This is a genomic window from Amycolatopsis sp. CB00013, assembly GCF_001905755.1.
GTDB classification, from domain to species: Bacteria; Actinomycetota; Actinomycetes; order Mycobacteriales; family Pseudonocardiaceae; genus Amycolatopsis; species Amycolatopsis japonica.
In genome coordinates this window covers 1,110,933-1,136,544 of record NZ_LIWC01000001.1, presented here as the reverse complement: position 1 = coordinate 1,136,544, position 25,612 = coordinate 1,110,933, and the positions used below count along the sequence as shown (strand labels likewise).

Annotated in this window: 28 protein-coding genes; 15 read left to right on the top strand and 13 right to left on the bottom strand. The window is 68.0% G+C overall.

Annotated features, from left to right (window positions below):
* Positions 1-64: 64 nt before the first annotated feature.
* On the bottom strand, positions 65-952 hold the full coding sequence (locus AMK34_RS05075; protein WP_073843278.1) for a LysR family transcriptional regulator: 888 nt from the start codon (positions 950-952) through the stop codon (positions 65-67).
* 79 nt (positions 953-1,031) lie between these two features.
* Between AMK34_RS05075 and AMK34_RS05070 the strand changes: the two genes are divergently transcribed.
* Positions 1,032-1,922, top strand: coding sequence for an EamA family transporter (locus AMK34_RS05070; RefSeq protein ID WP_073843277.1), 891 nt, complete (start codon positions 1,032-1,034; stop codon positions 1,920-1,922).
* A complete protein-coding gene (locus AMK34_RS05065; protein WP_073843274.1) occupies positions 1,919-2,539 on the top strand; it encodes an NAD(P)-dependent oxidoreductase in 621 nt (206 codons plus the stop codon). The genes AMK34_RS05070 and AMK34_RS05065 overlap by 4 nt, the downstream gene beginning before the upstream one ends.
* Here the strand turns inward: AMK34_RS05065 and AMK34_RS05060 are convergent.
* Complete coding sequence (locus tag AMK34_RS05060; RefSeq protein ID WP_038513263.1) at positions 2,523-2,759, bottom strand: hypothetical protein; 237 nt, start codon at positions 2,757-2,759, stop codon at positions 2,523-2,525. The genes AMK34_RS05065 and AMK34_RS05060 overlap by 17 nt on opposite strands.
* 60 nt (positions 2,760-2,819) lie before the next feature.
* Here AMK34_RS05060 and AMK34_RS05055 point away from each other — a divergent pair, with 60 nt between their 5' ends.
* Both AMK34_RS05055 and rraA read left to right on the top strand, forming a co-directional pair.
* Positions 2,820-3,425, top strand: a complete 606-nt coding sequence (locus AMK34_RS05055; protein ID WP_073843273.1) for a TetR/AcrR family transcriptional regulator — start codon at positions 2,820-2,822, stop codon at positions 3,423-3,425.
* Positions 3,422-3,901, top strand: a complete 480-nt coding sequence (rraA, locus tag AMK34_RS05050; RefSeq protein WP_038513267.1) for a ribonuclease E activity regulator RraA — start codon at positions 3,422-3,424, stop codon at positions 3,899-3,901. The genes AMK34_RS05055 and rraA overlap by 4 nt, the downstream gene beginning before the upstream one ends.
* Before the next feature lie 6 nt (positions 3,902-3,907).
* On the opposite strand, the gene AMK34_RS05045 is transcribed toward rraA, so the two are convergent.
* A complete protein-coding gene (locus AMK34_RS05045; protein ID WP_073843272.1) occupies positions 3,908-4,801 on the bottom strand; it encodes an NADP-dependent oxidoreductase in 894 nt (297 codons plus the stop codon).
* A 69-nt stretch (positions 4,802-4,870) separates the two neighbouring features.
* Between AMK34_RS05045 and AMK34_RS05040 the strand changes: the two genes are divergently transcribed.
* On the top strand, positions 4,871-5,449 hold the full coding sequence (locus AMK34_RS05040) for a TetR/AcrR family transcriptional regulator (protein ID WP_073843270.1): 579 nt from the start codon (positions 4,871-4,873) through the stop codon (positions 5,447-5,449).
* A gap of 18 nt (positions 5,450-5,467) precedes the next feature.
* Positions 5,468-6,292, top strand: coding sequence for an MBL fold metallo-hydrolase (locus AMK34_RS05035; protein ID WP_241832687.1), 825 nt, complete (start codon positions 5,468-5,470; stop codon positions 6,290-6,292).
* Here AMK34_RS05035 and AMK34_RS05030 read toward each other — a convergent pair.
* Both AMK34_RS05030 and AMK34_RS05025 read right to left on the bottom strand, forming a co-directional pair.
* A complete protein-coding gene (locus AMK34_RS05030) occupies positions 6,238-6,669 on the bottom strand; it encodes an LppU/SCO3897 family protein (RefSeq protein ID WP_073843266.1) in 432 nt (143 codons plus the stop codon). The two genes, AMK34_RS05035 and AMK34_RS05030, sit on opposite strands and share 55 nt — an antisense overlap.
* Before the next feature lie 43 nt (positions 6,670-6,712).
* Positions 6,713-7,324, bottom strand: coding sequence for a class I SAM-dependent methyltransferase (locus tag AMK34_RS05025; RefSeq protein WP_038513280.1), 612 nt, complete (start codon positions 7,322-7,324; stop codon positions 6,713-6,715).
* 514 nt (positions 7,325-7,838) lie between these two features.
* Here AMK34_RS05025 and AMK34_RS05020 point away from each other — a divergent pair.
* Genes AMK34_RS05020 through AMK34_RS05005 form a run of 4 tightly spaced genes read left to right on the top strand, consistent with a single transcriptional unit; the run spans position 7,839 to position 12,710 of the window.
* Positions 7,839-9,260, top strand: coding sequence for a family 2B encapsulin nanocompartment shell protein (locus tag AMK34_RS05020; RefSeq protein ID WP_038513282.1), 1,422 nt, complete (start codon positions 7,839-7,841; stop codon positions 9,258-9,260).
* Complete coding sequence (locus AMK34_RS05015; RefSeq protein ID WP_038513284.1) at positions 9,257-10,645, top strand: family 2B encapsulin nanocompartment shell protein; 1,389 nt, start codon at positions 9,257-9,259, stop codon at positions 10,643-10,645. Before AMK34_RS05020 ends, AMK34_RS05015 begins: the two co-directional genes overlap by 4 nt.
* Before the next feature lie 53 nt (positions 10,646-10,698).
* A complete protein-coding gene (locus tag AMK34_RS05010; RefSeq protein WP_073843264.1) occupies positions 10,699-11,562 on the top strand; it encodes a geranyl diphosphate 2-C-methyltransferase in 864 nt (287 codons plus the stop codon).
* A 17-nt stretch (positions 11,563-11,579) separates the two neighbouring features.
* Positions 11,580-12,710, top strand: coding sequence for a family 2 encapsulin nanocompartment cargo protein terpene cyclase (locus AMK34_RS05005; RefSeq protein WP_073843262.1), 1,131 nt, complete (start codon positions 11,580-11,582; stop codon positions 12,708-12,710).
* A gap of 64 nt (positions 12,711-12,774) precedes the next feature.
* Here the strand turns inward: AMK34_RS05005 and ligA are convergent, their stop codons facing one another.
* From ligA to AMK34_RS04990, 3 genes are all read right to left on the bottom strand, one after another.
* Complete coding sequence (ligA, locus tag AMK34_RS05000) at positions 12,775-14,766, bottom strand: NAD-dependent DNA ligase LigA (RefSeq protein WP_073843260.1); 1,992 nt, start codon at positions 14,764-14,766, stop codon at positions 12,775-12,777.
* 54 nt (positions 14,767-14,820) lie between these two features.
* The gene (locus AMK34_RS04995) at positions 14,821-15,918 is read right to left on the bottom strand and encodes a calcium:proton antiporter (protein WP_073843258.1); all 1,098 of its coding nucleotides are present in this window, start codon (positions 15,916-15,918) and stop codon (positions 14,821-14,823) included.
* A gap of 65 nt (positions 15,919-15,983) precedes the next feature.
* Complete coding sequence (locus AMK34_RS04990) at positions 15,984-16,520, bottom strand: TetR/AcrR family transcriptional regulator (RefSeq protein ID WP_073843256.1); 537 nt, start codon at positions 16,518-16,520, stop codon at positions 15,984-15,986.
* A 77-nt stretch (positions 16,521-16,597) separates the two neighbouring features.
* On the opposite strand from AMK34_RS04990, the gene AMK34_RS04985 reads away from it, so the two are divergent.
* Positions 16,598-18,058, top strand: a complete 1,461-nt coding sequence (locus AMK34_RS04985) for an aldehyde dehydrogenase (protein ID WP_073843255.1) — start codon at positions 16,598-16,600, stop codon at positions 18,056-18,058.
* Here the strand turns inward: AMK34_RS04985 and AMK34_RS04980 are convergent.
* Positions 18,030-18,281 (bottom strand): hypothetical protein, encoded by a 252-nt coding sequence (locus AMK34_RS04980; RefSeq protein WP_038513300.1) that lies wholly within the window; start codon positions 18,279-18,281, stop codon positions 18,030-18,032. The genes AMK34_RS04985 and AMK34_RS04980 overlap by 29 nt on opposite strands.
* A 337-nt stretch (positions 18,282-18,618) precedes the next feature.
* On the opposite strand from AMK34_RS04980, the gene AMK34_RS04975 reads away from it, so the two are divergent.
* Positions 18,619-19,050 (top strand): hypothetical protein, encoded by a 432-nt coding sequence (locus tag AMK34_RS04975; RefSeq protein ID WP_241832686.1) that lies wholly within the window; start codon positions 18,619-18,621, stop codon positions 19,048-19,050.
* A 57-nt stretch (positions 19,051-19,107) separates the two neighbouring features.
* Here the strand turns inward: AMK34_RS04975 and AMK34_RS04970 are convergent, their stop codons facing one another.
* Together AMK34_RS04970 and AMK34_RS04965 are read right to left on the bottom strand one after the other, a co-directional pair.
* Complete coding sequence (locus tag AMK34_RS04970; protein ID WP_241832685.1) at positions 19,108-20,562, bottom strand: trypsin-like serine protease; 1,455 nt, start codon at positions 20,560-20,562, stop codon at positions 19,108-19,110.
* 123 nt (positions 20,563-20,685) lie between these two features.
* Positions 20,686-21,087 carry a hypothetical protein gene (locus AMK34_RS04965; RefSeq protein ID WP_228694976.1) on the bottom strand — a complete coding sequence of 134 codons (402 nt, stop codon included), beginning with the start codon at positions 21,085-21,087 and terminating at the stop codon, positions 20,686-20,688.
* 314 nt (positions 21,088-21,401) lie between these two features.
* Here AMK34_RS04965 and AMK34_RS42485 point away from each other — a divergent pair, with 314 nt between their 5' ends.
* Positions 21,402-21,608 carry a hypothetical protein gene (locus AMK34_RS42485; protein WP_143202335.1) on the top strand — a complete coding sequence of 69 codons (207 nt, stop codon included), beginning with the start codon at positions 21,402-21,404 and terminating at the stop codon, positions 21,606-21,608.
* A gap of 142 nt (positions 21,609-21,750) precedes the next feature.
* Entirely contained in the window at positions 21,751-22,434 is a 684-nt protein-coding gene (locus AMK34_RS04960; RefSeq protein WP_073844576.1) for a class I SAM-dependent methyltransferase, read from the top strand.
* Here AMK34_RS04960 and AMK34_RS04955 read toward each other — a convergent pair.
* Positions 22,431-22,892, bottom strand: coding sequence for a nuclear transport factor 2 family protein (locus tag AMK34_RS04955; protein WP_073843249.1), 462 nt, complete (start codon positions 22,890-22,892; stop codon positions 22,431-22,433). The two genes, AMK34_RS04960 and AMK34_RS04955, sit on opposite strands and share 4 nt — an antisense overlap.
* Before the next feature lie 88 nt (positions 22,893-22,980).
* On the opposite strand from AMK34_RS04955, the gene AMK34_RS04950 reads away from it, so the two are divergent.
* A complete protein-coding gene (locus AMK34_RS04950) occupies positions 22,981-23,544 on the top strand; it encodes a TetR/AcrR family transcriptional regulator (RefSeq protein WP_073843248.1) in 564 nt (187 codons plus the stop codon).
* On the opposite strand, the gene AMK34_RS04945 is transcribed toward AMK34_RS04950, so the two are convergent.
* A complete protein-coding gene (locus AMK34_RS04945) occupies positions 23,545-25,554 on the bottom strand; it encodes an acyltransferase family protein (RefSeq protein ID WP_073843246.1) in 2,010 nt (669 codons plus the stop codon).
* Positions 25,555-25,612 lie beyond the last annotated feature (58 nt).

Below are 25,612 nucleotides of genomic sequence, written 5' to 3'. Positions count from 1 at the left end.
TACTGCGCAAAGTGCCTAAAACGGCCACTCTGATCTCGAAGTGTGTCCTTTTTGGACAGCCTCCTCAAGAATCGTCCTTACCGCTCACGACGCCCAGCACCTCCAGAAAGGCCTTCGCCGCCGGAGTGACGGTGAAACGGTTCCAGACCAGGTGCTCGATCCGCGCGGGCGCGTCCCGCACCGGCACGGTGACGACGTCGGTCAGGTTCGGCACGTATTTCGACGGCAGCAGTGCCACCCCCAGTCCCTGATGGATGAGCCGCGCCATGAAGTCGGCGGCGGTCACCTCGAACGCGACCTCCCGTGTCACCCCGGCCGCGGCGAACGCCTGATCCGTCTGAGCCCGCCCCGCCGACCCCGACGGGAAGTCCACGAACACTTCGGACGAAAGCCGCTTCAAGTCCACTTCGGACTCCGCGGCGAGCGGGTGCCCGGGCGCCACCACGGCGATCAGATCGTCGCGCCCAAGTTCGCAGGTGGCCACGCCGTCCGGCCGATCGGTCACCGGGAGGCCGAGGAACGCCACTTCGATCGCGCCGTCCTTGATCTGTTCGACCAGTTGCCCGCTCGCCCCGACCCGCAGGCCGATCCGGACGTGCGGGTACCGGCTGCGGAAGGTCTGCAGGGCGGCCGGGACGTCGACCGCCGCGACGGTCGGGATCACCCCGACGGTGAGCCGCCCGCGGATCTCGCCGACGGCCGCCGCGACCTCCGAACCGGCCCGTTCGGCGGCTTCGAGGCATTGCCGGGCGGCGGGCAGGAACGCCTCGCCCGCGGCGGTGAGCCGCACCCGGCGGCTCGTGCGTTCGAACAGCTTCGCGCCGAGTTCGCGTTCCAGCCGGGCGATCTGGTGACTCAGCGCCGACTGCACGACGAGACACCGTTGCGCGGCCCGCGTGAAGCTGTTCGTCTCCGCCACGGCCACGACGTACCGCATCTGCTGAAGCTCCATGGATCCATCTTGAATCACGATGGATCAAGTGACAAACATGTGTTGGACTCATTGATTCGCACCGTCGAAGCTGAGAAGCGTGAAAACGCTGACGACCACACCGCTCGCTGCCGGTCTCACCGGCACGGCGCTGACCGCCTTCGCCCCCATGGTCTGGGGGTCGACCTACGTGGTCACCACCGAACTCCTCCCGCCGGGGCACCCGCTGTTCGCCGGGCTCATGCGCGCCCTGCCCGCCGGACTCATCGCGCTCGCCATCACCCGCACCCTCCCGCGCGGCACCTGGTGGCTGAAGGCCGCCGCGCTCGGTGTCCTCAACATCGGGATGTTCTTCCCCCTGCTGTTCGTCGCCGCCGAACGGCTGCCCGGCGGAGTCGCCGCCACACTCGGCGCCGCCCAGCCGCTGCTCGTCGCGATCCTCGCCGTGGCCGTACTGCGGCAGAGCCCGTCCGCGTGGCGGTTCGCCTGGGGGATCGTCGGGATCGTGGGTGTCGGGCTGGTGGTGCTCGGGCCGGCCGCGGGCTTCGACGTCCTCGGTGTGATCGCCGGACTCGGCGGCGCCGCGACGATGGCGCTCGGCGTCACGCTCACCAAACGCTGGGGACGCCCCGCGGACGTCGGGCCGACGGCCTTCGCCTCGTGGCAGCTCACCGCGGGCGGATTGTTCCTGGTGCCGGTGACCTTCCTGTTCGAAGGAGCCCCGCCCGCCATCGACCTGGACGCGGCTCTCGGCTACCTCTGGCTCGGCCTGATCGGCGGATTGCTCGCCTACGTCCTGTGGTTCCGCGGAATCACGTCGCTGCCGGTCACCTCGGTCGCCGTTCTCGGCCTGCTCTCGCCGATGGTCGCCGCGCTGCTCGGCGCCGCGCTCCTCGGTCAGTCGCTCGGCCCGATCCAGCTCGCCGGGTTCGCGCTCGCCCTGGCCTCGATCGTCGCTGGCCAGATCACCCCGAAGGGTGCCGTTCGATGAAGATCGCCGTCGTCGGAGCGTTGGGGATGGCGGGTTCCCGCGTCGTCGCCGAAGCCGTTTCCCGTGGACACCACGTCACCGCCGTTTTCCGCAGTACACCGCCGAAATCGCCGCATCCGGGTGTCGAGGTCGTGCGCGGTGACGCCACCGACGTCGATCGGATGAGCGCCGTCTTCGCGGGAGTCGACGCCGTCGTGGGCGCGACGAGACCCCGGCCCGGCGCGGAAGACACCGTCGCCGCCACGGTCACGGCGCTGCTCGACGCGGCGGCCGGTACCCGTGTCCTGGTCGTCGGCGGCGCGGGGCCGCTGCGCTCGCCGTCGGGCGGGCTCGTGATCGACGATCCGGTGTTCGTCCCGGCGGCGTGGCGGACCATCGCCTCGGCCAGCATGACGCAGCTCCAAGCCTGCGAAGCGCACACAGGCGACTGGGTCTACCTCAGCCCACCCGCGCACCTCGAGCCCGGCGTCCGGACCGGGGCCTACCGGCGAGGGACGACGACCATCCTCGCCGCGGCGGACGGGTCGTCCCGGATTTCGGCGGAGGATCTCGCCGTCGCCATCGTCGACGAACTCGAGAATCCGGGACAGGACCGCCATTTCACCGTCGGATACTGAACTCGGGTGGATCGCCGGGGGAGGGCGTCTCCGGACTCCGCTCGGCCTCGATCTGGATCTCGATGTTCGTCTTGTGCGCGATCGGATCCCAGATCTCCTCGATCGGCGCGAGCAAGGACTGGCTGACACCGCAACGCCGGGCCCGCGCGGCGTACCACGCGAATCCGGCCAGGAAGAGGGGAAGGCTCAGAAACGCCGCCACCGGTGCCAGGAAGTCCATGCGGACGACGGTACAGTAACGTCGCGTTTCCAGAAACACTCTGTTACTGAATGCGAGACGATGACCAGGCTGACGCGGGCCGAACAGCAGCGCCGCACCCATGAGAACCTGCTGGCCGCCGGACGCCAGGTCTTCCTTCGGCGCGGTTTCCTCGCGGCGACGGTCGAGGAGATCGCCGCCGACGCCGGGTACACCCGCGGCGCCGTCTACAAGCACTTCGGCGGCAAGGAAGGGCTGTGGCTGGCGATCATCGAAGCCGATGCGGACGGCCATCTGCGAGGACTGCGCGAAGCACTCGCTCAGGCCACCTCGCGCGACGAGGTGATCGCGGCGCTGAACCCCGTCGACGTCGCTGACAAGGATGCGGCGAAGTGGAGCGCGGCGGCCGCGGAGGTGCTCGCCGCGACGGCGCAGCAACCGGAAACCGCCACGCTGGTCGCGGCGATCCAGCGGCGCCACGACGACGAAGTGGTCGCCCTGCTCGCCGAACACACCCGTCGCCTGCGTCTCGAACCCGCCCTGCCGCTGGATCAGGCCGTCGTGATGCTCGGTGCCCTGGGCATCGGCCTTGCGCTGCGTCAGACGGTCGCGCCCGCCGCGGATCCCGCCGCCATCCTCACCCACGCGCTGGACACGCTCTTCCCGCCCTACACTCGGGAGCCGTGATCGATTCCTTCACCACCGCCGACCTCGTCGACGAACACGGCGACCGGCTGCGCGTCTGCGACACCCAGTTCCGGCAGTTCGGCGGGCACCGGACCTTCTCCGGCCCGATCCGCACCGTCTCCTGTCACGAGGACAACGGCTTGGTCAAGAAACTCCTGGCCACTCCGGGTGACGGCGCCGTCCTGGTGGTCGACGGCGGCGGTTCCCTGCACAGCGCGCTCACCGGCGACATGATCGCGAAGTCCGCCGTCGACAACGGCTGGGCCGGCATCGTCGTCAACGGCGCGGTACGCGACAGCGCCGAGCTCGCCGGGCTCCCGCTCGGGGTGAAGGCGCTCGGCACCAACCCGCGCAAGAGCTCCAAGGCGGGTGTCGGCGCTGTCGACGTCCCGGTCGGCTTCGGGGGAGTGACCTTCACTCCCGGCGACACGCTCTACTCCGACGACGACGGCGTCGTGATCCTTCCCGCCGCCTGACCTCGCTCAGACGACGATGACCCGGCGGCCGCGGGTGTGCCCGGCATGACTGTCGGCGTGTGCCGCCGCGGCATCGGCGAGCGAATAGGACTTCTCGACGGGGATGTGCAGCTTGCCCCGTGAGATGAGGTCGACGGCCTCGGTCAGCGCGTCCGGCACGCTTCCGGCCACGCCGGAGAAACGGACGCCGAACTCGGGCGCGCCGAGATCGGCGATCGAGAGAACCTTCCCCGGATCCCCGGTCAGCTCGACCAGTTCCGCGATCACGCCTGACCCGGCCAGGTCGAGGGCAGCGTCGACCCGGCCGAGCCGCCGCACACGGTCCACCCAGCCTTCGCCATAGGTCGTGGCGAGCGCGCCCAGATCCCGTAGATAGCCCTGGTTCGCGGCGCCCGCCGTGCCGATCACGGTGATGCCGCGTTCACGAGCGATCTGCAGTACCGCCGAGCCGACCCCGCCGGACGCGCCGCTGACCAGCAGTGTCTCGCCGGGGCGCACATCGGCTTCGCGGATGAGCCGTAGTGCGGTCTCGACGACGGACGGATATCCGGCCGCCTCCTCGAAGGTGAGCCCGTCGGGCATGACCGCCCAGGCCGACAGCACGGCGAACTCGGCATAGGTGCTCGCACCCTCGCCGAACACGGAGTCGCCGATCGCGACCCCGTCGACGCCTTCGCCCACCTCGTCCACCACGCCGGCTGCGTCGAGGCCTACGCCGGACGGCAGCACGGTCGGATGCGCGCCGAGAACCTGGCCTTCGCGGATTCTCCAGTCGACGGGGTTCACTCCGGCCGCTCGCACGGCGATGCGTACCTGGCCGGGGCCCGCGTGCGGCTCTTCGGCGTCGACGAGTTGCAGAACTTCCGGTCCACCGAACTCGGTGAAGATCACTTGCTTCATGCGACGACCGTAGCACTAACGGTTAGTGTTTTGAAACGGTTGTTGTTTCGTATCTGGTAGCTTCACCGCATGACAGCGCCGACCGGACGTCGCGAGCGGAAGAAGGCCGCGACCCGTCAGAAGATCGCCGAGACCGCCTTGCGGCTTTTCCTGGAGCGCGGATACGACGCGGTCGGCATCCGCGAGGTGGCCGCGGAGGCCGACGTCGCCGTCACGACCCTCTTCTCCCATTTCGCCTCGAAAGAGGCTTTGGTGTTCGAGCAGGACGCGAACTTCGAGCAGGGCCTTACGCGGGCGGTCACCGAACGGCCGGCTGGAGACCCGCTCATTCCCGCACTGTGCCGTGAGGTGCACGCGATGGTGCGGCATTGCACCGCGGAGGGCGCCGCCCCGATCTGGCGCATGATCGACGGATCGCCCGCTCTGCGGGAGTACGAGGACGCGATGAGGCTGCGCCACGCGGAGTCGCTGGCGGCGGCGATCGCGGCCGATCCGGAGTCGGCGCGGTCCTCGACCGCCTGCCGGACTATCGCGAGGTTCGTGCTCGACGCCTACTCGATCGGCAGGGAGGCGGCCGATCCCGAGGCCGCGGTGGACGAGATCTTCCGGATGATCGAAGCAGCCTGGGAGGTCACCGCGGCATGTTGACCCCAGATCGCGAACGGTGTGCTGGTCCACCAGAGCGCGCTGCTCCGCAACAACACGGTCATCGTCGATGGCGAGGAAGGCGTGCTGCTCGTCGATCCCGGGATCACCGAAGGCGAAATGGCCTGCCTCGCGAACGACCTGGCCGAGTCCGGCCGGAGCGTGGTGGCGGGTTTCGCGACCCATCCCGATTGGGATCACGCGCTCTGGCACGCCGCGTTCGGCGACGTGCCCCGCTACGGCACGGATCGCTGCGCCGCCTACCTGCGCGATCTTCGGTCGAAAGAGGACTGGAAGGCCGACTTCGCCGAAGGGCTGCCGCCGGAGATCGCCGGTGAGGTGCCGTTCGAGCTGTTCGGCCTCATCACCGCTCTGCCCGCCGGAAGCACGCGGATTCCTTGGGACGGCCCGGAACTGCGGATCGTCGAGCATCCGGCTCACGCTCCCGGCCATGCCGCGCTGGTGATCGAGAAGCACGGTGTTCTCGTCGCCGGCGACATGCTTTCCGACGTCCTGGTGCCGATGTTCGACGACACCGCCGATCCGCTCGGCGACTACCTGACCGGGCTCCGGCTGCTCGAAGAGGTGGCGGACGACGTCGAGGTCGTCGTGCCCGGCCACGGGGCCGTCGGTGGCGCCGGCCAGACGCGCGCACGGATCGACCTGGACCGGGCGTATGTCCACGCCGTGCGAAACGGCCGCACTCCCGACGACCCGCGGATCGGCTCGTCGGCCGAACCCGGATGGGAGTGGGTGAGCGATCTGCACGCCGGGCAAGTGCAGCGCCTTACTCAGCCCTTGGGCATGACGCAGAGTTCGCGCGACTGCCCCGAAGTGAAGTCGTAGACGACGGGGTTGCCGTACTCGTAGCCGGGCACGGCGTTGCAGTCCGAGCCGGAACTGCTCGAAAGCTGTGCGATCACCGTGTAGTTCGCGGAACCGTCCGAACAGTGCACCCGCACGGCGCTGGAGCTGAACGCGCCGTTGGAGCCGGCGTCTTCGTCGGCCGACAGGCAATCCCCGGCCTGTGCGGAAAACGGGTCGGGGTCGACCTCGGGGGCACTGCCGCCGGTGGCGAGCGCGACGGTCACCGCGATCGCTCCACCGGTGACGACGAGCGCCCCGGCGGCGATGCCGACGATCAGCCCGGTGTTCGGCGTCTTCTTCGGCGGTGCGACGGGGTACTGCTGCCAGAGGGGCGACTGCTGCTGAGGGAAGGTCACGTCCTCAGGATCGTCCGCGTCGATGAAATTCGGATGACACGGCTCATTTGCGGGCGACGAGCCGTTCCACCAGCCCGAGTTTGAACCGCTCCCGCTGTTCGACGGCCAGGCCGAGATCGCCGATCTTGTCGAACGGCCGCCGGAGGAAGTGCTCGCCCGCCATCGGCACGGTGATCTTCTCGGCGATCCATTGCAGACCGCGGACCGCGCGGGACGAACTCACGATGTGGTCGAGCAGGATGAGCCTGCCGCCGGGCCGGAGCACCCGGGCCATCTCCCGCAACGCCTTGCCGTCGTCGGGGATGGCGCAGAGTCCGAGGGTGCAGACCACGGTGTCGAACGAATCTGCGTCGAAAGGCAGGTCGTGCGCGTCGGCGCGCCGTAGCGTCACCGGATGGCCGAGGCGTTCGGCGCGGCCGCGGGCGATGGCGAGCATCCCGTCGCTGAGGTCGATGCCGGTGAGCGTGACCCCTTCGGGATAGAGCGGCAGGTTCAGGCCGGTCCCGACGGCGACTTCGAGGACGTCGCCGGTGGCCTGTCCGCAGGCCCACGCCCGCGAATCACCGAAGAGCTTCCGGTCCATGAACTGCATTTCCCGGTCATAGTTGCGGGATTTGCCGTCCCAGTACCGGTTCCACCGTGCGGGCGGAGTCATGGGGCTCCTTTCACTCCATCGAGGAGGGAGACCAGGGTTCGGCACCGATTCGGGTCGGCACGCGCGGGACAGTACAGCCATCGCTGATATGTCAGCAACGGCTGAGCATGACCCGACGGAGTGTCCCGACGCAACCCTCTGTTTCGTCGCTGTCTGTCAAGCCAGTGGCGAACGACGATGCGGAGGCGACCCGAAAGAGTCCGGTGGGGCCACTCAAACGGCCGTGCCGCGGGCACGGCGGGGAGTTTCGGCGCGGCCCCGCGTGACACCTCAGAACAATTACTGGCCCGATTGCGTGGCGGCCATAAAGCGCCGAGTGACGCTGGCAAAAGCTTTCCTGCACAATGGGAAAATCGGCATTCGGGTGGCCTTGTCGTATTACCTGAAAGTGCGCTTGTGTGGGAAAAACCCCTTGCTATGTTGATCCTGCGGGGCCGCACTTCGGGGCATGACCGGCACGCCGCGATTTGTGGATCTTGTTTGTTCACACGACTATCGAAGGGTGGACCTTGCTGTGACCGTGACCGAATCGGGCACTTCCGCCGAAGGTGTCCAGGGGTCGGAAAACCCGCAGCTGAGTTTGGGTCGCGCCGCCGCGCGAAACCTGGCGACGACGACCAAATCCGTTCCGCAGATGCAGGGAATTTCTTCCCGGTGGCTGCTGAAGTCCCTCGAATGGGTTCAGGTGAACGGCGGTGCCTACCGGGTCAACCGGCGGCTCAATTACGCGGTCGGCGACGGGCGGGTGACCTTCTCGAAGGCGGGCACCGAGGTCAGCGTGATCCCGGCGGAACTCGGTGAACTGAAACCGCTCAAGGGATACGACGACGAAGAGGTCCTCGCCGAACTCGCGCGCCGCTTCGAACAGCAGGAAGTGGCGGCCGGCGACGTACTCGTCGAATTCGGGCACCGCGCCGATCGGGTGTTCCTCATCGCGCACGGCAAGATCAGCAAGACCGGCCCCGGTCACTACGGTGACGAGACCGCGCTCGGCGTCGTCAAGGACGGCGACTACTTCGGCGCGCAGGCCCTCGTGGACGACGACGGCATCTGGGAGTTCACCGCCAAGGCGTCCACCGCCTGCACCGTGCTCACCCTGACCCGCCAGGACTTCGAGCGCGTCCTCGAACAGTCCGAATCGCTGCAGGCGCAGATCGAGCAGGCGTCGCAGGACTCCGGACGCTCCAACGACTTCGGCGAGGCCGAGATCGACATCTCGTCCGGACACGACGGTGAGCCGCTGCTGCCGGGTACGTTCGTCGACTACGAGACCTCGCCGCGCGAATACGAACTGAGCGTCGCCCAGACCGTGCTCCGGGTCCACAGCCGGGTGTCCGATCTCTACAACCAGCCGATGGACCAGACCGAACAGCAGTTGCGCCTGACCATCGAAGCGCTGCGTGAGCGGCAAGAGCACGAAATGATCAACAACACCGACTTCGGCCTGCTCCACAACGCCGACTTCACCCAGCGGATCGCGACGCGCACCGGCCCGCCGACGCCGGACGACTTCGACGACCTGCTCGCCCTGGTGTGGAAGGACCCCGGCTTCTTCCTCGCGCATCCGCGCACGATCGCCGCGTTCAGCCGTGAGTGCAGCAAACGCGGCATCTACCCGACCGGCACCGACCTCGGCGGGCACAAGGTGCCGTCGTGGCGTGGCGTCCCGATCCTGCCGTGCAACAAGATCCCGGTGAGCCAGACCAGCACCAGTTCCGTGCTGCTGATCCGCACCGGGGAGAAGAACCAGGGCGTCGTCGGCCTGCGTCAGATCGGCCTGCCGGACGAATACGAGCCAGGGCTCAACGTTCGGTTCATGGGTATCTCGGAGCAGGCGATCATCTCCTACCTGGTCAGCACCTACTACTCCGCCGCCGTGCTCGTACCGGACGCGCTGGCCGTCCTCGAAGCCGCCGAACTCGGCCGCGAAGGATGACCGCCGCGACGCCGGAGGCCGACCGGCGGCTCAGTCTCGGCCCAGCCGCCGCGCGGAACCTGGCGACGACCACCAAGACGCGGCCGCAGATGCAGAGCATCACGCCGCGCTGGCTGCTGAAGATGCTGCCCTGGGTCGAGGCGACCGGTGGTACCTTCCGGGTCAACCGGCGGTTGACCTACGCGATCGGCGACGGACGGGTGAGCTTCACCAACGTCGGCACGGAGGTCCGGGTCGTCCCGCAGGAACTCGCGGAATTGGCTCTGCTGCGGGGTTTCGACGACGAGGACACGCTCACCGCGCTCGCCGACCGGTTCGTGCAGCACGAGTACCAGCCCGGCGAGACGATCGTCAGCCACGGTGCTCCGCTCGACGAGGTCGTGCTGGTCGCGCACGGCAAGATCGCCAAGGTGGTGCCGGGTGAGTACGGTGCCGAAGCCTCCGTCGGCAGCATGGCCGATGGCGACCATTTCGGCGACGAGATGCTCGCCGGTATCGACCGGAACTGGCCGTTCACCGCCAAGGCCGTCACCCCGGTGATCGTGCTGACCCTGCGCGCCGAAGACTTCGCCGACCTCAACGGCCGGTCGGAGGCGATGCGCCGCCATGTGCAGGACATGCTGTCGCACAAGGGAAAGCCGCAGAACGCCAAGGGCGAGGCCGAGATCGGGATGTCGTCCGGACACGACGGTGAGCCGTTGCTGCCGGGTACGTTCGTCGACTACGAGATCTCGCCGCGCGAGTACGACCTGGCCGTCGCGCAGACGGCGCTCCGGGTGCACACGCGGGTGACCGATCTCTACAACGGGCCGATGGACCAGTTCGAAGAGCAACTCCGGCTGACCATTTCGGCGCTGCGTGAGCGGCAGGAGCACGACCTGATCAACAATCGTGAGTTCGGGTTGCTGCACAACGCCGATCTCAAGTCGCGGTTCCAGACCCGGTCCGGTCCGCCGACACCCGACGACATGGACGAACTCGTCAGCCGCCGCCGCAAGACGAAGTTCTTCCTCGCCCATCCGCGCGCGATCGCCGCGTTCGGGAGGGAATGCACGCGCCGCAGCCTGTATCCGGAGGGCACCACCGTCGACGGCAAGGTGGTCGCCGCGTGGCGCGGGGTGCCGCTCCTGCCCTGCGACAAGATCCCGATCACCGAGAACGGCACGTCATCGATCCTCGCCATGCGGACCGGTGTGGAGGACAACGGCGTGATCGGGCTGCACCAGACCGGCCTGCCCGACGAGTACGAGCCGGGACTGAACGTGCGGTTCGACGGCATCTCGGATCAGGCGGTCGCCAGCTACCTGGTCAGCACCTACTACTCCGCCGCCGTGCTCGTGCCCGACGCGCTCGGTGTGCTGGAGAACGTCGAGGTCGCGCGGTGACCCCTCGCCCCGCGACGACAACGAACAACAACGCTCCAGAAAGGACCACGCACGTGACCATCGCCCGTACTCCCGCTCCCGCCAAGGTTCTGCGCACCGAGTATCAGAAGTCGGTGGCGTCGTACTGGAACAAGGAGAAGGACCCGGTCAACCTGCGTCTGGGCGATGTGGACGGGCTCTATCACCACCACTACGGGGTCGGCGAGGTCGACTGGTCGGTGCTGGAAGGCCCCGAAGAGACCCGCGACGAGCGGATCATCGCCGAAATGCATCGCCTCGAGACGGCGCAGGCCGACGTCCTGCTCGATCACCTCGGCGACGTCAAACCTGACGACCACCTCCTCGACGCCGGCTGCGGCCGCGGCGGGTCCAGCATCATGGCCAACGCGAGGTTCGGCTGCCACGTCGACGGGATCTCGATCTCGGAGAAACAGGTCGAGTTCGCCAATCACCAGGCGGATATCCGCGGCGTCGCCGACCGGGTGCGCTACCACTTCCGCAACATGCTCGACACCGGCTTCGAAAGCGGCTCGCGCAAGGCGATCTGGAACAACGAAAGCACCATGTACGTGGACCTCCACGAACTGTTCGCCGAGCACGCGCGACAGCTGGAGTTCGGCGGCCGCTACGTCACCATCACCGGGTGCTACAACGACGTGACCGGTGGCCGGTCGAAGGCCGTCGCGCAGATCGACCAGCACTACACGTGCAACATCCATCCGCGCAGCGAGTACTTCAAGGCCATGACGGCCAACGACCTGGTGCCGATCTCGGTGGTGGATCTGACGCCGGACACGATCCCGTACTGGGAGCTGCGGGCGAAGTCTTCGGTGGCGACCGGGATCGAAGGACCGTTCCTCGACGCCTACCGCGAAGGCAGCTTCCACTATCTGCTCATCGCCGCGGACCGCGTCTGAACCTGGAGAGCGAAGCGATGACCGAACAGGGTGCGCTCGCCACGCTGCTGGCCGGTCCGAGCGGGCTGGGCACGTCCGCCGCCCGGCTGGCGGCCCGGCTGACCGCGGTTCCTCAGGAGGCTCCGGCACCTGAGGAACCCGGTCTCGACCCGGCTTACGCGTACCGGCCGTGGGGTGACGGGTCGGCACCGCCGCTGTATTGCCCCGTCACCGAACGGATCAACGACCCGCTCGCCGTGGAGGTCGACCGGCGGCTGGTGCTGTGGGCGGGGGAGTGCGGGTTCGACGAGGACGAGTGCGAGCAGATCGGGAATGCGGGCTTCGGCAGGCTCGTCATGCTCGCCCATCCGGACTGCGAGGATCCGGAGCGGCTGTTGATCTCGGCGAAGCTCAACGCCGCCTGGTGGGCGGCCGACGACCTCTACGCCGACGACACGTCGCTCGGCGCGGTGCCGGCCGAGCTGCCGCCGAAGCTCGCGCTGGCGATGGCCGCGATGGACCCGGTGCCGTCGCTGGGCGAATTCAGCCGAGACCTCGACGAAACGCTGCGAAACGACCGGGTCCTGGTGGCACTGGGCTCGGCGACGGATTTCCTGCGGCGATCCGGGACGGCCGCGCAGGTCCAGCGTGTCTGCTACTCGACCTTCGCGATGTTCGTGAGCTGGACGGCCTACGCGGCGTGGCGCCACAGCGGGAAATACCCGCCCGCGTGGGAGTATCTCGCCGCCAGGCAGCACGACAGCTTCTACACCTCGATGACGTTGATCGACGTCCTCGGCGGGTACGAACTGACGTCGAACCTCTACTACGACCCTCGGGTCCGCGAGGCGGCGATCCAAGCGGGCACGGCGGCAGTGCTCGTCAACGACGTGCACTCCGTCACCAAGGATCTGGAGGACGAATCGCCGCCCTGCAACGCGGTCCTGCTGATCGCCGACGACCGGAAATGCACGATCGAAGAGGCCACGGCGATCACCGTCGAGCTGCACAACGACGTCGTCCGTGACTTCCAGGCCGCCCACGAAAAGCTGAGCGCGGTTCCTTCCGTGGAGCTGCAACGGTTCCTGCGCGGATTGCGGGGCTGGATGGGCGGCGGTTTCGAATGGCACTCGACGAGCCCGCGCTACCGGACGAAGCCCAGCGTTTAGTCCTCTGGATGCGGTGGTTCGCGACACGAACTTCCGCATTCAGAGGACTAAACGCGGGAGGAGGTCAGACGACACCGGCCTCGATCAGCTGGCCCCAGATCACGCCCTGGTCCACGACCTCGACTTCGAGCTTTTCGGCCTTGGTGAGCTTGCTCGCGCCGACGTCCGCGCCGGTGATGAGCAGGTCCGTGTTCGCCGAGACCGACGACGCGATCGTCGCGCCCGCCTTTTCGCACAGCCGCTGGAAGGTCGGGCGCGGCACCTTCTCGCCGGAGCGCGGGTCGCTGATCGATCCGGTGACCACGACCGTCTTGCCTTCCAGCGGAGCGCCTGCCGCGACGACCGGCGGGAGGTCTTCTTCACGTACGTCCAGCGAGACTCCGACTTCGCGCAGCCGCTCGAGCTCGGGACGGAGGCGGGTGAGGTGCTCGATCAGGGACGCGGCGACCTTCGGACCGATGTCCTCGACGGCTACGAGCCCCTCTTCGCCCGCGTCCACGACGGCTTCCAGCGAACCGAACCCGGCCCGGCACAGCCGCGCGGCGGTGCCTTCGGAGGCCATCGGGATCGCGAGACCGATCAGCGCGCGGCGCAGGCCGACGGCCCGGCTCGCGTCGATCGACTCGATCATGCGGGTGGCGGAGATGTCGCCGATGCGATCGAACTCCAGCAGCCTTTCCTTGGTGAGCCGGTAGAAGTCCGACGGGTGTTCGAGAATCCCGGCCTCGGCGAGCCGCTCGATCCAGACGCCGCCGATCGCGTCGATGTCGGCGGCCGCGCGCGACGCCCAGTGGATCAGCCGCCGGACGGTCTGGGCGGGACAGGCGACGTTGGTGCAGAACAGTTCCCGGCTGTTGCCCTGTTCGGTCAGCGGCTCTTCACACGACGGGCACACCGACGGCGGCACGATCTCCCGCTCCTCGCCGGTCCGCTTGGCGGCGTCGAGGACACCGGCCACGAACGGGATCACGTCGCCGGCACGCCGCACCAGCACGGTGTCGCCGATCTTGATCCCGCGGGCCTTGATGACCTCCTGGTTGGCCAACGTCGCCCGCGTGACGGTGGTCCCGCCGACGAACACCGGCTCCAGCCACGCGACGGGCGCGATCTTGCCGGTCTTGCCGACGTCCCAGACGACATCGGCGAGCACGGTGGTCTTCTCCTCGGCGGCGAACTTGAAGGCCAGCGCCCCGCGCGGTGAACTGGACCGCGTTCCGGCGGCGGCGTACGCGTCGCGATCCGCCAGGCGCAGCACCGCACCGTCGAGGTCGTAGTCGAGATCGTTGCGCTGCTGCTCGATGGTCGTGATGACGGCCTGCGCCGACTCGGCGTCTTCGCAGTGCCGCATGTCGGCGGCGGCGAACCCGAGCGTCCGCAGCGCGCCGTCGAGATCGGTTTCCGCGCTGTCGGGCTCCGTGGAGAGGTCGAACGCGAAGAACTGTAGACGCCGTTCGGCGACGGTGGCCGGATCCTTCGCGCGCAGGGTGCCGGCGGCGGCGTTGCGCGGGTTGATCAGCGGCTTGTCCGGGTGGACCTTGTTGTAGGCGGCAAAAGTGGAACGCAGCATGACGGCCTCGCCGCGGACCTCGACCCGGCCGGGGGCGTCGACCTTGTCCGGGACGCCGTCGGTCAGCGCCCGGACCAGCATGGTCACGTCGTCGCCCGTGGTCCCGTCGCCGCGGGTGACCGCCCTGGCGAGGCGGCCGTTCTCGTAGACGAGGGCGAGCGACAGTCCGTCGAGCTTCGGCATGACGACCACCGGCTGCCCGGGGAACCGGGCGAAGAACGCCTCGACCTGCTCCGGTTTGGTCGCCTTCTCCAGCGACAACATCGGCCGTGAGTGGCGGATGGGCGCGTGCAGGACGGCGGGCGCGCCGACCTGGTCGAGCGGGTTCGGCTCCGGGGCGAGCTCGGGATTCGCCTCGATGAGCCCGCGCAATTCGTCTTCGATCGCGTCGTAGTCGGCGTCGGCCACCTTCGGCGAGCCCCGGTAGTAGGCGTCGCGAAGGACGACGATCTGATCGGCGAGTTCTTGGATGCGGTCCCGAGCGTTCACGGGGCTGAGATTACCCGGGACCCCCGACAGAACCCGGTCCGAAGAGGACTCGTGTCACGGGTTGATGGCGAGCACCAGGAACGAGGCCAGCAGGACCAGGTGCACGCCGCCCTGCAGCCGGGTCGCGCGGCCGGGGACGACGGTGAGCACGCTGACCGCGATCGTCAGCGCCAGCAGCACGATATGTGTCGCGCCGAGGCCCAGCAGGAGGGGCCCGTCCAGCCAGATCGACGCCAGCGCGATGGTCGGGATGGTGAGCCCGATGCTCGCGATCGCCGAACCGTAGGCGAGGTTGATGCTGGTCTGCATCCGATCGCGCCGCGCGGCCCTGGTAGCGGCCAGCGTTTCCGGCAGCAGCACCAGCATGGCGATCACGACGCCGACGAACGACTGCGGGAAGCCCGCCGCGCTGACCCCCGCTTCGATGGCGGGGGATTCGACCTTCGCCAGGCCGACGACGGCGACCAGCGCGACGAGCAGCAGGCCGAGGCTGGTGAGCGCGGCCTTGTTGGTCGGCGGCTCGGCGTGTTCCTCTTCCTTGACCGAACCCTCGCTGTCGACCGGCAGGAAGAAGTCGCGGTGGCGCACGGTCTGTGTGAGCACGAAGAGGCCGTAGAGCAGCAGCGAGGCGACGGCGGCGAAGGTGAGCTGCGTGCCGTTGAACGCCGGCCCCGGGGTGCTGGTGGTGAAGGTCGGCAGCACGAGACTGACGGTGGCCAGCGTCGCCACCGTGGCGAGCGCGCCGCCGCTGCCTTCGGGGTTGAAGTGCGTCTCGCCGTACCGACGGGCGCCGACCATGAGCGAAATGCCGGCGATGCCGTTCATGGTGATCATCACCGCCGCGAACACCGTGTCGCGGGCCAGCGTCCCGGCCTCGGGGCCGCCGGAGGACATCATCGTCACGATCAGCGCGACTTCGATGACCGTGACCGCGATCGCCAGCACCAGCGAGCCGAAAGGCTCCCCGACGCGATGCGCCACCACTTCGGCGTGGTGCACCGCGGCCAGCACCGTCCCGCCGAGCGCGAGCGCGACGATGATCACCGGCACCGCGCCCAGGTCGCGGCCCCAGCTCAACGCCAGCACGACTATGGCGAGGACCGGCATGACGGTGGTCCAGGACAGGGGGAATCGCCTTGGGGAAGCGGCCATGCCGCCACCTTCGCACACTCTGCGTGACGTCGCCGCTCCATGTGGGTCGAGGGGTGACGAAGTTCTTAGCGAGCGCCGACCCCGTTCAGGAAGGTCTCGACGAGCAGATCGGCGGCGCGCGGGGGGTCCATGTCCTCCCGCGAAGCGAGATGGAGGAGCTGGATCAGCAACCGGCCGGACCAGCCGTCCGGGACGTCCGCGCGGAGAAATCCTTCGTCGGTGGCCCGCTGGAGGAACGTGTCCACCTCGGCGGAGAGCCGGTTCCGGCGGTCCTGGATGGAGGGTTCGGCGCGCATCCGGGTCAGCTCGACCGGCCAGGCGCGGTTGACCTCGATGATGCCTTCGACGTACCGATGCAAGGCCACGGGGACCGCCGTCTCGGTGAGCCGGGCGGCGCGGACGACCTGCTCGACCGCGGTCAGCCGCGAGTCGTAGATGGCGGACAGGAGTTCCTCGCGGGAGGCGAAGCGCCGATAGACGGTGCGCCTGTCGACACCGGCTTCGGCGGCGATCGCGCTGATGCTGGCCGACGGGTCGTGAGCGAGCATGCGCGCGCCGGTGGTCAGGACGGCTTCGAGATTGCGCGTAGCGTCGGCTCTCATTCCGGGAATGTATCACGCTGCTGTGTCGTTAACCGTCATAAGTGCTACTTCACTGTGACAGTTAGAGAGGCGGAACGATGATCACGAACGACAGGCTCTTCATCGGAGGCGAGTGGACGGCACCGAGCGATCCGACGCGGCTGGACATCGTGTCCCCGCATGACCGGTCGGTTCTCGGACGCGTCGTCCAAGCTCTTCCGGCCGACGTCGACCGCGCCGTCGCCGCGGCCCGGCTCGCCTTCGACGAAGGTCCGTGGCCACGGACGCCGCCGGAGGAGCGGATCGCGGTGCTCCGGCGCCTGAACGCGCTGAGAGAGGCCCGAGCGGACGAGATCGCCGAGCTCATCTCGGCCGAGAACGGTTCCGCTCTCTGGTTCACGAGGGCCGGACAGCCCGGAGTGGGACGTCTCGCCGTCTCGTACCTGAAGGCGGCGGAGGAATTCGGGTGGGAGGAGACGCTCACGCCCTCGGACCCGTCCGCGCCGTTCCGTTCGATCGTGCGACGGGAGCCGATCGGCGTGGTCGCCGCGATCATCCCGTGGAACTCGCCGTTCTCGGCGTCGATGGCCAAGATCGTCCCGGCGCTGCTGGCGGGGAACACCGTCGTCCTCAAGGTCTCGCCGGAGAACTCGCTCAGCATGACCCTGCTCGCGGACCTGCTCAAGGAGGCAGGGCTGCCGTCCGGAGTGATCAGCGTGCTGCCCGCGGATCGGGAGACCAGCGAATACCTGGTGAAGCACCCCGGCGTCGACAAGATCGCGTTCACCGGTTCGACCGCCGCCGGCCGCCGGATCGCGTCGCTGGCGGGGGAGCGGCTGAAGCGGGTCAGCCTGGAGCTGGGCGGGAAGTCCGCGGCGGTGATCCTGCCCGACGCGGTCATGGCGGACGTGATCGCCGGGCTGAAGTTCGGATCACTGCTCAACAACGGCGAAGCCTGCATCGCGCAGACACGGATCCTCGCGCCGCGCGATCGGTACGACGAGGCCGTCGCCGGGCTCGAGGAGATGATGGAATCGCTCGTGGTCGGCGACCCGGCCGACGAGAAGACCTTCATCGGCCCGATGGTGCGGCCGGACCAGCAGCGGCGGGTGCGCGACTACATCGAGATCGGAATCGCCGAGGGCGCGCGCCTGGTCACCGGAGGCTCCGGAATCCCGCCAGGTCTGGACAAGGGCAACTACGTCACGCCGACGTTGTTCGCCGACGTGGAGAGCACGATGCGCATCGCCCAGGAGGAGATCTTCGGGCCCGTGCTCGTCGTCATCCCCTATACCGACGAGGACGACGCGGTCCGCATCGCCAACGACTCCGAGTACGGGCTCTCCGGCGGTGTCTGGTCGGCCGACGAGGACCGCGCGCTCGCCGTCGCACGACGGATGCGCACCGGGACGGTCACCGTCAACGGGGCGCCGATCGGCTTCGACGGTCCCTTCGGCGGCTACAAGGCCAGCGGCATCGGCCGTGAATACGGCGCGGCCGGCCTCGCTCAGTACGTCGAGCTCAAGACCGTCACGAAAGGCGAGCGTCCGGGATCTTGACCGTGATCCGCTCGTCCGCGGCCAGGATCCGCTGCAGCCGGAACCGGCAGAGCGTATGGAACATCTCGCCCAGCTCTTCGGGGTCGATGCGGCCTTCGAGGTCGCGCTTGCTCGCGTTGAGCACCCGGCTGATCACGTTCGCGGGCAACCGGCCGCCGAATTCGCCCATCAGCCAGACACCGATTTCGCCGATCTCGTCCGTGATCGTGCGCTGCGCGGTCATCAGCCGTACCCCTCTGCTTCGGAGTGTCGCCGGTTCGCCCCGGCGACACTCCGACGGGCGACCGGATCACCCATGACGGGGATCCCGCGAGATTGCTCTGCTCGGCCTAATCGCCGACGCCGGTTGCACCGAACCGTGCAGTGGGCGGGGCGATCTCCGGGGAAACCCCGATGTGATCGACATCCGGGTGTGCCAGCCTCGATGGTGACCATTGTGGACAGTCGGAGAGGAGGGCACACGCGTAGTGGCCCCGGCAAGTGATGAACAAACCGCGCGGTGGATCGCGGAACTGATGACCCTGACGGAGCTTTACCGATCCTCGGGATCGGCGGGTCAGGTGTCATACGAGGGGTGGCACACCGGAGCCCGGATCGGGACCGGCACCGGGGACGGGCGGATGCTGGCCTACCAGGACTCGGGCGTCGAGGCGGAATGCGTCTTCCGGGCGGGAGAAAGCACACTGTTCAACATCATGAGCACCGGATACGGGAGTGACACCACGGAGCGCGGTTTCGCGGTGTGGAGCGCGCGGCCGGGCGCGCTGGGAGCGATCGACCCCGGGGTGACCCGGCTGGACGTGACCGACGCGGACGGCGTCGTCGTCCAGGCCGAGATCGTGGCACACACCTTCGCCGTGGACGTGGACCTGGGGCCGGCGCCCCGGACGATCGACGAGGTGTTCGCACCCTGGGAGCCGCCGGAGCTGACGGTCCGGGTGTACGGCGAGGACGACGCGTTGCGCTACGAAGGTCCCTTGCTGACCAGGTGACGCGAAGGCCCCCTTCACCGCGTCCGCGACGAAGGGGGCCTCCAGTTACTGGCGAGATCAGCCGTTCGGAGTCGTGATCACCGCGAAGGTGGATCCCTGACTGGCGATCCGCTCGCTGAGATCGGTCGTGATCGTCTCGATCGGCGCGTAATTGTTGAGCTCACCGGCCTGGCAGGGGCCCGAGCGGGACTGCTGGTTGCCGACCAGGATGCCCAGTGCCGCGTGGTCGGCCTGGCTGAACAGAGGCCCGCCGGAGTCACCCGGACGAGCGCACAGGTCGGTGTTGATGCCGACGTCCGTGGACAAGACCCGGCCACAGCGGGTCCCGACGAGGTAGCCGGCACCCGCTCCGCTGTCGACGGAATCGGGGTAGTTCACCTTGCTCGACGCCGTGCCGGAAGCGCAGACGACATACCCGGCCTTGATCTCGGCGAGCTTGCGCGCGCCGGTGATGTACTCGTCGACCGAGGTGGCCTGCGCACCGCACGGGGTGTCGCCGTTGCTGTCCATGCCTCCGTTGCGGCAGTACTTCAGCACACGGTTGCGGCCGGTCTGGCCTTCGAGCCACTTCGTCGACGCCGCGTCGTTGACGTACGGCAGGGCCGCGTAGTCGTACGGATACGAGCTCTTCTCGATGCCGTGCTGCTGCAGGACGTCATTGCCGTTGTGCTGGGTCGGCGTGTTGTTGGTCTTCGTCCGCATGCAGTGCCCGGCGGTGAGCACCCAGCCCTTGCCGGGGAAACCGCCACCGGTGGACCGCAGGTTGAACCCGCTGGTGCAGCCGCCCCAGGTGCCGTCGTCCCGCTTCATGTCCAGCCGGAGACCACCCCGCATCGGACCGTAGTTCGTGCAGTAGAGCGGATGACAGAAACCGAGATCCACGTTCGGCGTGGCCAGCGCGTTCGGATTCTTCAGCACCCGGGAGACGACCATGCCGGATTCCTCCGCCGTGGCCCGCTGCGCGGTGTTCGTCTCGGTGGCCACGGCAGCCTTCGCCCGCGCCACCCAGTCGCGTTCCCAAAGCACGACACGGTTTTCCGACTCACTCACCGACGGCAGGTAGACCGCGTCCGGTCCCGCGCCGACCTTGGCCGCGACGCGTTCCTTGGCCGCCGTGAGCTGCTGCAACGAGTGCTGGACCTGTTGCGTGCGAACAGCGGAACGGGAGGGCATCGCCCTCAGATACGGCTCGGCCGCCGCGGGTTTGGTCATCGCGACGACCAGCTGCCCCCGGTCCTGGTCGAGCCACATGCCGCCGTACTCGGCGCCGCGGTCGCGTCGCAGCAGTTCGTCCAGCTTGCCGCCGTCGGTCTGCAATTCCAGGCGGCGCAACGCCTCCTGTTCGCTCACTCGGTAGTTCTCGACGAGATAGCGCACCGACTCCCGCACCGAAGCGGGGTCGAGCGAGGTGTGGAACGACTGCACGGTTTCGGCCGACGCCGAGCCGCCCAGTGCCGTGGCCGCAGCCAGCACCGAAACGACCAGGGCCCCCAGTCTTCTAGCTCTCCGCACGAGATCTCCTCACATGTCGGGACTTCGCGATCATTTAACCGGAGGGCACCGAACGGGCGTGGAGATTTTCCGACATTGCCGCGCCCCGTGCCCGCGACGAGGCGGGCACGGGGCGGAATTCGTTTACAGACTCGGCTCTCGCCGCGATTTACCTTGTCGGGACTTGACAATCCAGGCGCCGAAAAGAGTCAGGAGACCGATGCTGGTCCCCGCCGACACCCCGACTTTCGGAGTGCTGATCTCGACGACGCCGACGACTATGGCGCCGCCGACCGTCAGCAGAAGGCACATCCGCAAGGTCGGCGCCCAGCCGGCGAGGACCGCCATCGCCAGGCAGAGCCAGCTGTCGCGGCTCTGCACTTTGCGATGGCGTCCCGGCGTCCTCAGCAGCGGCCGCGCCGCGCGGATCATCTCCGCGGACGTCGCGACCCGCCGAGCCGGCTTTTCGACGTGTTCGATGACGACCTTGACCCGTTGGGGCGGTCCGTTGTCTGGTGTCTTCGCGTTATCAGGCTGTATGGTCACGACCGTCCTGTCCTTGTTCTAGCGAGCTTGCGAATGGACATCCGCGTGGCCTCCTGTGACAGCAGGGGGCCACGCGTGCGTTACCGGTTCTTGACCGGTGCGGCTGAGGACATCTTGGCGAAAGCGGACTGTGACCGTTCAGTAGTACAGCGTGTGTCGCGCTGAACGGTATGCACGCGTCGCTCAACGGTCTGGGTGACCCGGAAAACTACTAAAAGTAGCGGGAGGGGCCGAATGGAGCAGCGCCGTCGGCAGCTCGGCAATTTGCCTTTCCCGGCGTCGGCGTGAAAGTGCAGCTGCGGTTCTCTTCGCAGGTGACGACCAAGATCTTCCCCTGCGTGCGCGCCTTTTTCGCACGATGCGAAATGCTGATCGCAACTGCCGGGTACGGTCGAACTTCGGTCAAGCTCGCCGAGATTCGAGCAGTCATGCTCACGTTGGGTTCACTCGTTCAGGCGCTTGGTCGCCCGTGGCCGACCCGCTCGGCTTACCAACAGCGAGTGACTGGTCTGATTGGCTGAAGGTCCGTGAAGGCCTCCTTCCCCAAGTACATGAAGGCCCCCTTCCTTGCGCTAGACGCAAGGAAGCGGGCCTTCATGTACTTGAGCTGCGAGCGAGCGTGACAGTGGCGTGGTGGGGCGCGAGGTCATCTACGATGCGGAAGTGGACGAACGACCGATCACCACGGCGCAGCGCAACTTCCGGAGGGTCGCCGGCGAGCTGGAGAGCATGGGGACCCAGGATCGTTTCACCTACATCTTCCGCTCCCGGCTGTGGAGTTCCTCGTCGGCCTCCGGGCCCGGCTCCGAGTCCGTCCAAACGCGGGAGCTGAGCGATCAGTTGCCTCTGCTCCTCGATCGCTTCGGGGTTCGGACGCTGCTCGATCTCCCGTGTGGCGACTACGGCTGGCTCAGCCAGGTGGATCTCGACCTTGACCACTACATCGGTGCGGACATCGTGCCCGATCTCATCGAGCTGAACGCGGAGCGATTCCGGGGCGATCCGGTCCACGAGTTCCAGGTGCTCGATCTGACCGCCGACCCGCTGCCGAAGGCCGATCTCGTGCTGTGCCGGGATTGCTTGGTACATCTCAGTTTCGCCGACATCGAGCGGGCGTTGCGCAACCTCCGGCGGAGCGGCTCCCGATACCTGCTGACCACGACGTTCACCGAACTCGGCACCAACAACGACATCGTGACCGGAGACTGGCGGCCGCTGAACCTGTGCCGGGAACCATTCGGGTTCCCCGAGCCACTGGCCGTACTGGTCGAGGGGTGCACCGAAGAGGGCGGCGCCTACGCCGACAAGTCCTTGGGGCTCTGGGAGATCTCGGCGATCGTGGACTAGCGGAGCGGGAACTCCTCGCCGTGTTCCTCCTGAGGGCGCGGGCCGAAGATGCGTCGCTCGGTCTCGGAGATGGCGACGTCGTTGATGCTCGCCTCGCGGCGGCTCATGAGGCCGTGCTCGTCGAACTCCCAGAGCTCGTTGCCGTAGCTGCGCCACCACTGTCCGGCCCGGTCGTGCCATTCGTACTGGAACCGGACGGCGATCCGGTTCTCGGTGAACGTCCACAGGTTCTTGCGCAGCGCGTAACCCAGCTCTCGCTCCCACTTCGCCGTCAGAAACGCGGCGATCTCCTCCCTGCCCTGGATGAAGGTGTCGCGGTTCCGCCAAACGGAGTCCGGCGTGTAGGCCGACGCCACCTTCCGCGGATCGCGGGTGTTCCAGGCGTCCTCCGCCGCTTGGACTTTCCGCAGCGCAGTCTCCCGGGTGAACGGCGGGTAGGGCGGGCGATCTTCCGTCATGTCGAACCTCCTCGTGTTGAGAACGTGCGTTCTCTACGTCCGAGGCCTACGATAGGGAACGACCGTTCTCGACGTCAAGGGAGTACCGATGCCGGCCGCCGTCACCGACGAGCAGAACCGCGTGGACCGCGAAGCCCTGCTCGATGCCGCCGAGAAACTCTTCTACGAGAACGGCATCCAGGCGGTCGGCATGGATCAGGTCCGTGCGGCGTCCGGCCTCTCGCTCAAGCGGATCTACCGGTTCTTCGAAGCCAAGGAAGACCTCGTGGTGGCGATGCTCAAGCGCCGTGATCAGCGCTGGCGGGGCAGCCTGGCCGCTCGAGTGGAGCAGGTCCACGATCCTCGGGCGCGCGTGCTCGCGATCTTCGACTGGCTCGCCGACTGGTTCGCCGAACCCGGCTTCCGCGGCTGCGCCTGGATCAACGCCCACGGCGAGTTCGGTCCGTCGTCCGCGGCCGTACTGGCCGAGGTGCGGGCCCACAAGCAGGCGTTCCACGAGCAGATCGACAACTGGGTGCGGGCCACCGGACGGCCGGTCACGGAACCGGTGTACCTGCTCGCCGAAGGGGCGATCGTGACGGCGGGGATCAGTGGCGACCCGGCGCCTGCCCGTCAGGCGCGCGAGGCCGTCAAGACGCTGCTCGGTCTGTGATCACCAGCTGAGCGCGCTGATCATTCCTCGTTCCAGCACCGGGGAAAGGGTGGTCATGAAGCTGGCCGTGACGTGGTTGTCGTCCATGTACACCAGCACGTTCCCCACGACCGGACGGCAGAGTCCCCGTCCGCAGAAGTAGTCGCTGAAGTCGAGAAAGGAGACGTTCTCGGGTACGTCCTTCAGCTTCGCGTACGGCGGCTCGGCGAGCAGCTTGTTCCGCGGCACGGTGCATTCCGGTGCTTTGATTCCGTGAGTGTCGATGCAGGTGGGCGGGGAGAAGCCGGGGCGGGGACTGTCGCGGATCGCCACCACCGGGATCCCCGCGCGATCGAGGACCTTCCACTGGTCGACGAAACCCTGCGGGGTCTTCTCGGTGGGGCCGACCCGGACGTCCCGAGTGGACAGTGCCACCACGGCGTCCGGTCGCATCGCCAGGATTTCCTTCTGTGCCGCGGAATTCCACGCGAGACAGCCCGGGTCGCCCGGCATCACGTCCGACGTCGTGGAGAACGGGCACGCCCCTTTGAGCATGAACGTGACCTGGTAGCCGTTCTTCTCCGCCATCGGTTTGATCGCCGCCAGGTATTGCTGCATATGGGAGTCACCGACGGCGACGATCGTCTTAGCCGGGGCACCCTCCGGCCGAGAGGTGCAGACTTCGAGGATCTGGTCGAACCGGGACGGTGTGCACCGCGCGTCGGGGATACCGCCCCAGTCGTTCGGGACGGCGATCAGCGGCGGTAGCGCTTCTTTGCCGGGGACGGTCTTCTTCGGCGTTTCCGGGTCGCGGGCCATCGCGCCGGGATGATTTTCGTCGTCGAGCGCGATGGTGAAATCGGCCTTCTTGGTGCTCACCACCTGCCAGGTTCCGGCGACCAGGAGCACCGGCAGCAGCGCGAGCACGGCGAATCGATACGCGCCCCAGGGCGTCCGCTCGCCGATCGAGGACTTCCGCACCGGTTCTTCGACGAACCGGTAGGTGGCGGCCGCCAAGACCAGGGACACGCTGATCACCACCGCCCCACCGAGCGGTCCGACGGCTTCGCGATGCCGAGCGACCAGGTAGAACAGCAACACCGGCCAGTGCCACAGGTACAGCGCGTAGCTGAGGTTGCCGAGGTACACCAGCGGCCGGGACGACAGGAACCGATCCGCGCCCGCGCGGCTGCCGGTCACACCGGCGACGATCACGAGCGCGGCGGAGATGGTCGGCCACAAGGCCGCCCAGCCGGGGAAGACCTCGCCCACGTCCAGGATCATCCCGCAGGTCACGAGCCCGGCCACGCCGATCCAGCCCAGCAGGATCCGGACGAGCCGAGGCAGGACGAAGCGGTCGATGGCCAGCGCGAGCAACCCGCCGAGGGCGAACTCCCAGACCCGGGTGATGGAGTGGAAGTAGGCCAGCGGCTGGTTCGTCGCGGTGAGCCGGATGGAGAACGCCAGCGACACGGCGAACAGCACACCGAGAGTGATCGCGACCGAGCCGGTCAGGGAACGGCGCAGCCGGGTGGCGGCGAACGCCACGAGCCCGATCAGCAGCGGCCACACGAGATAGAACTGCCCCTGAATGGACAGCGACCAGTAGTGCTGAACGACACTCGCCGTGTTGTGCTGGGCGAAGTAATCGACCGAATCCGCCGCCAGCCGCCAGTTCTCGACGTAGAGCGCGGCCGCGAAGACCTCCTTGATGGTCTGGAACCAGCGATCCTGCGGCAGCAGCCACATCCCCAGGAAGAGCACCGCGAGCAGAACGGTCAGCGCGGCGGGGAACAACCGCTTGAGCATCCGGCCCCACAGCGGCCGGAACGCGATCCGGCCGCGGCCGGTGGCCCGCACCAGCTGGCCGGTGATCAGGAACCCGGAGATCAGGAAGAAGACGTCGACGCCGCCGGAGATCCGGCCGAGCCACACGTGGTAGACCACGACCAGTAGCGCCGCGAGGGCGCGCAGTCCCTGCAACTCTGGCCGATAGCGGCGGCGCGTTTCCGCTGCTTCGGCGGCTGGCATACGCGATTCCTCACTGACGGTCGGACGTCCTGGCAGCCTAGGTGGTGACCCAGGGTGA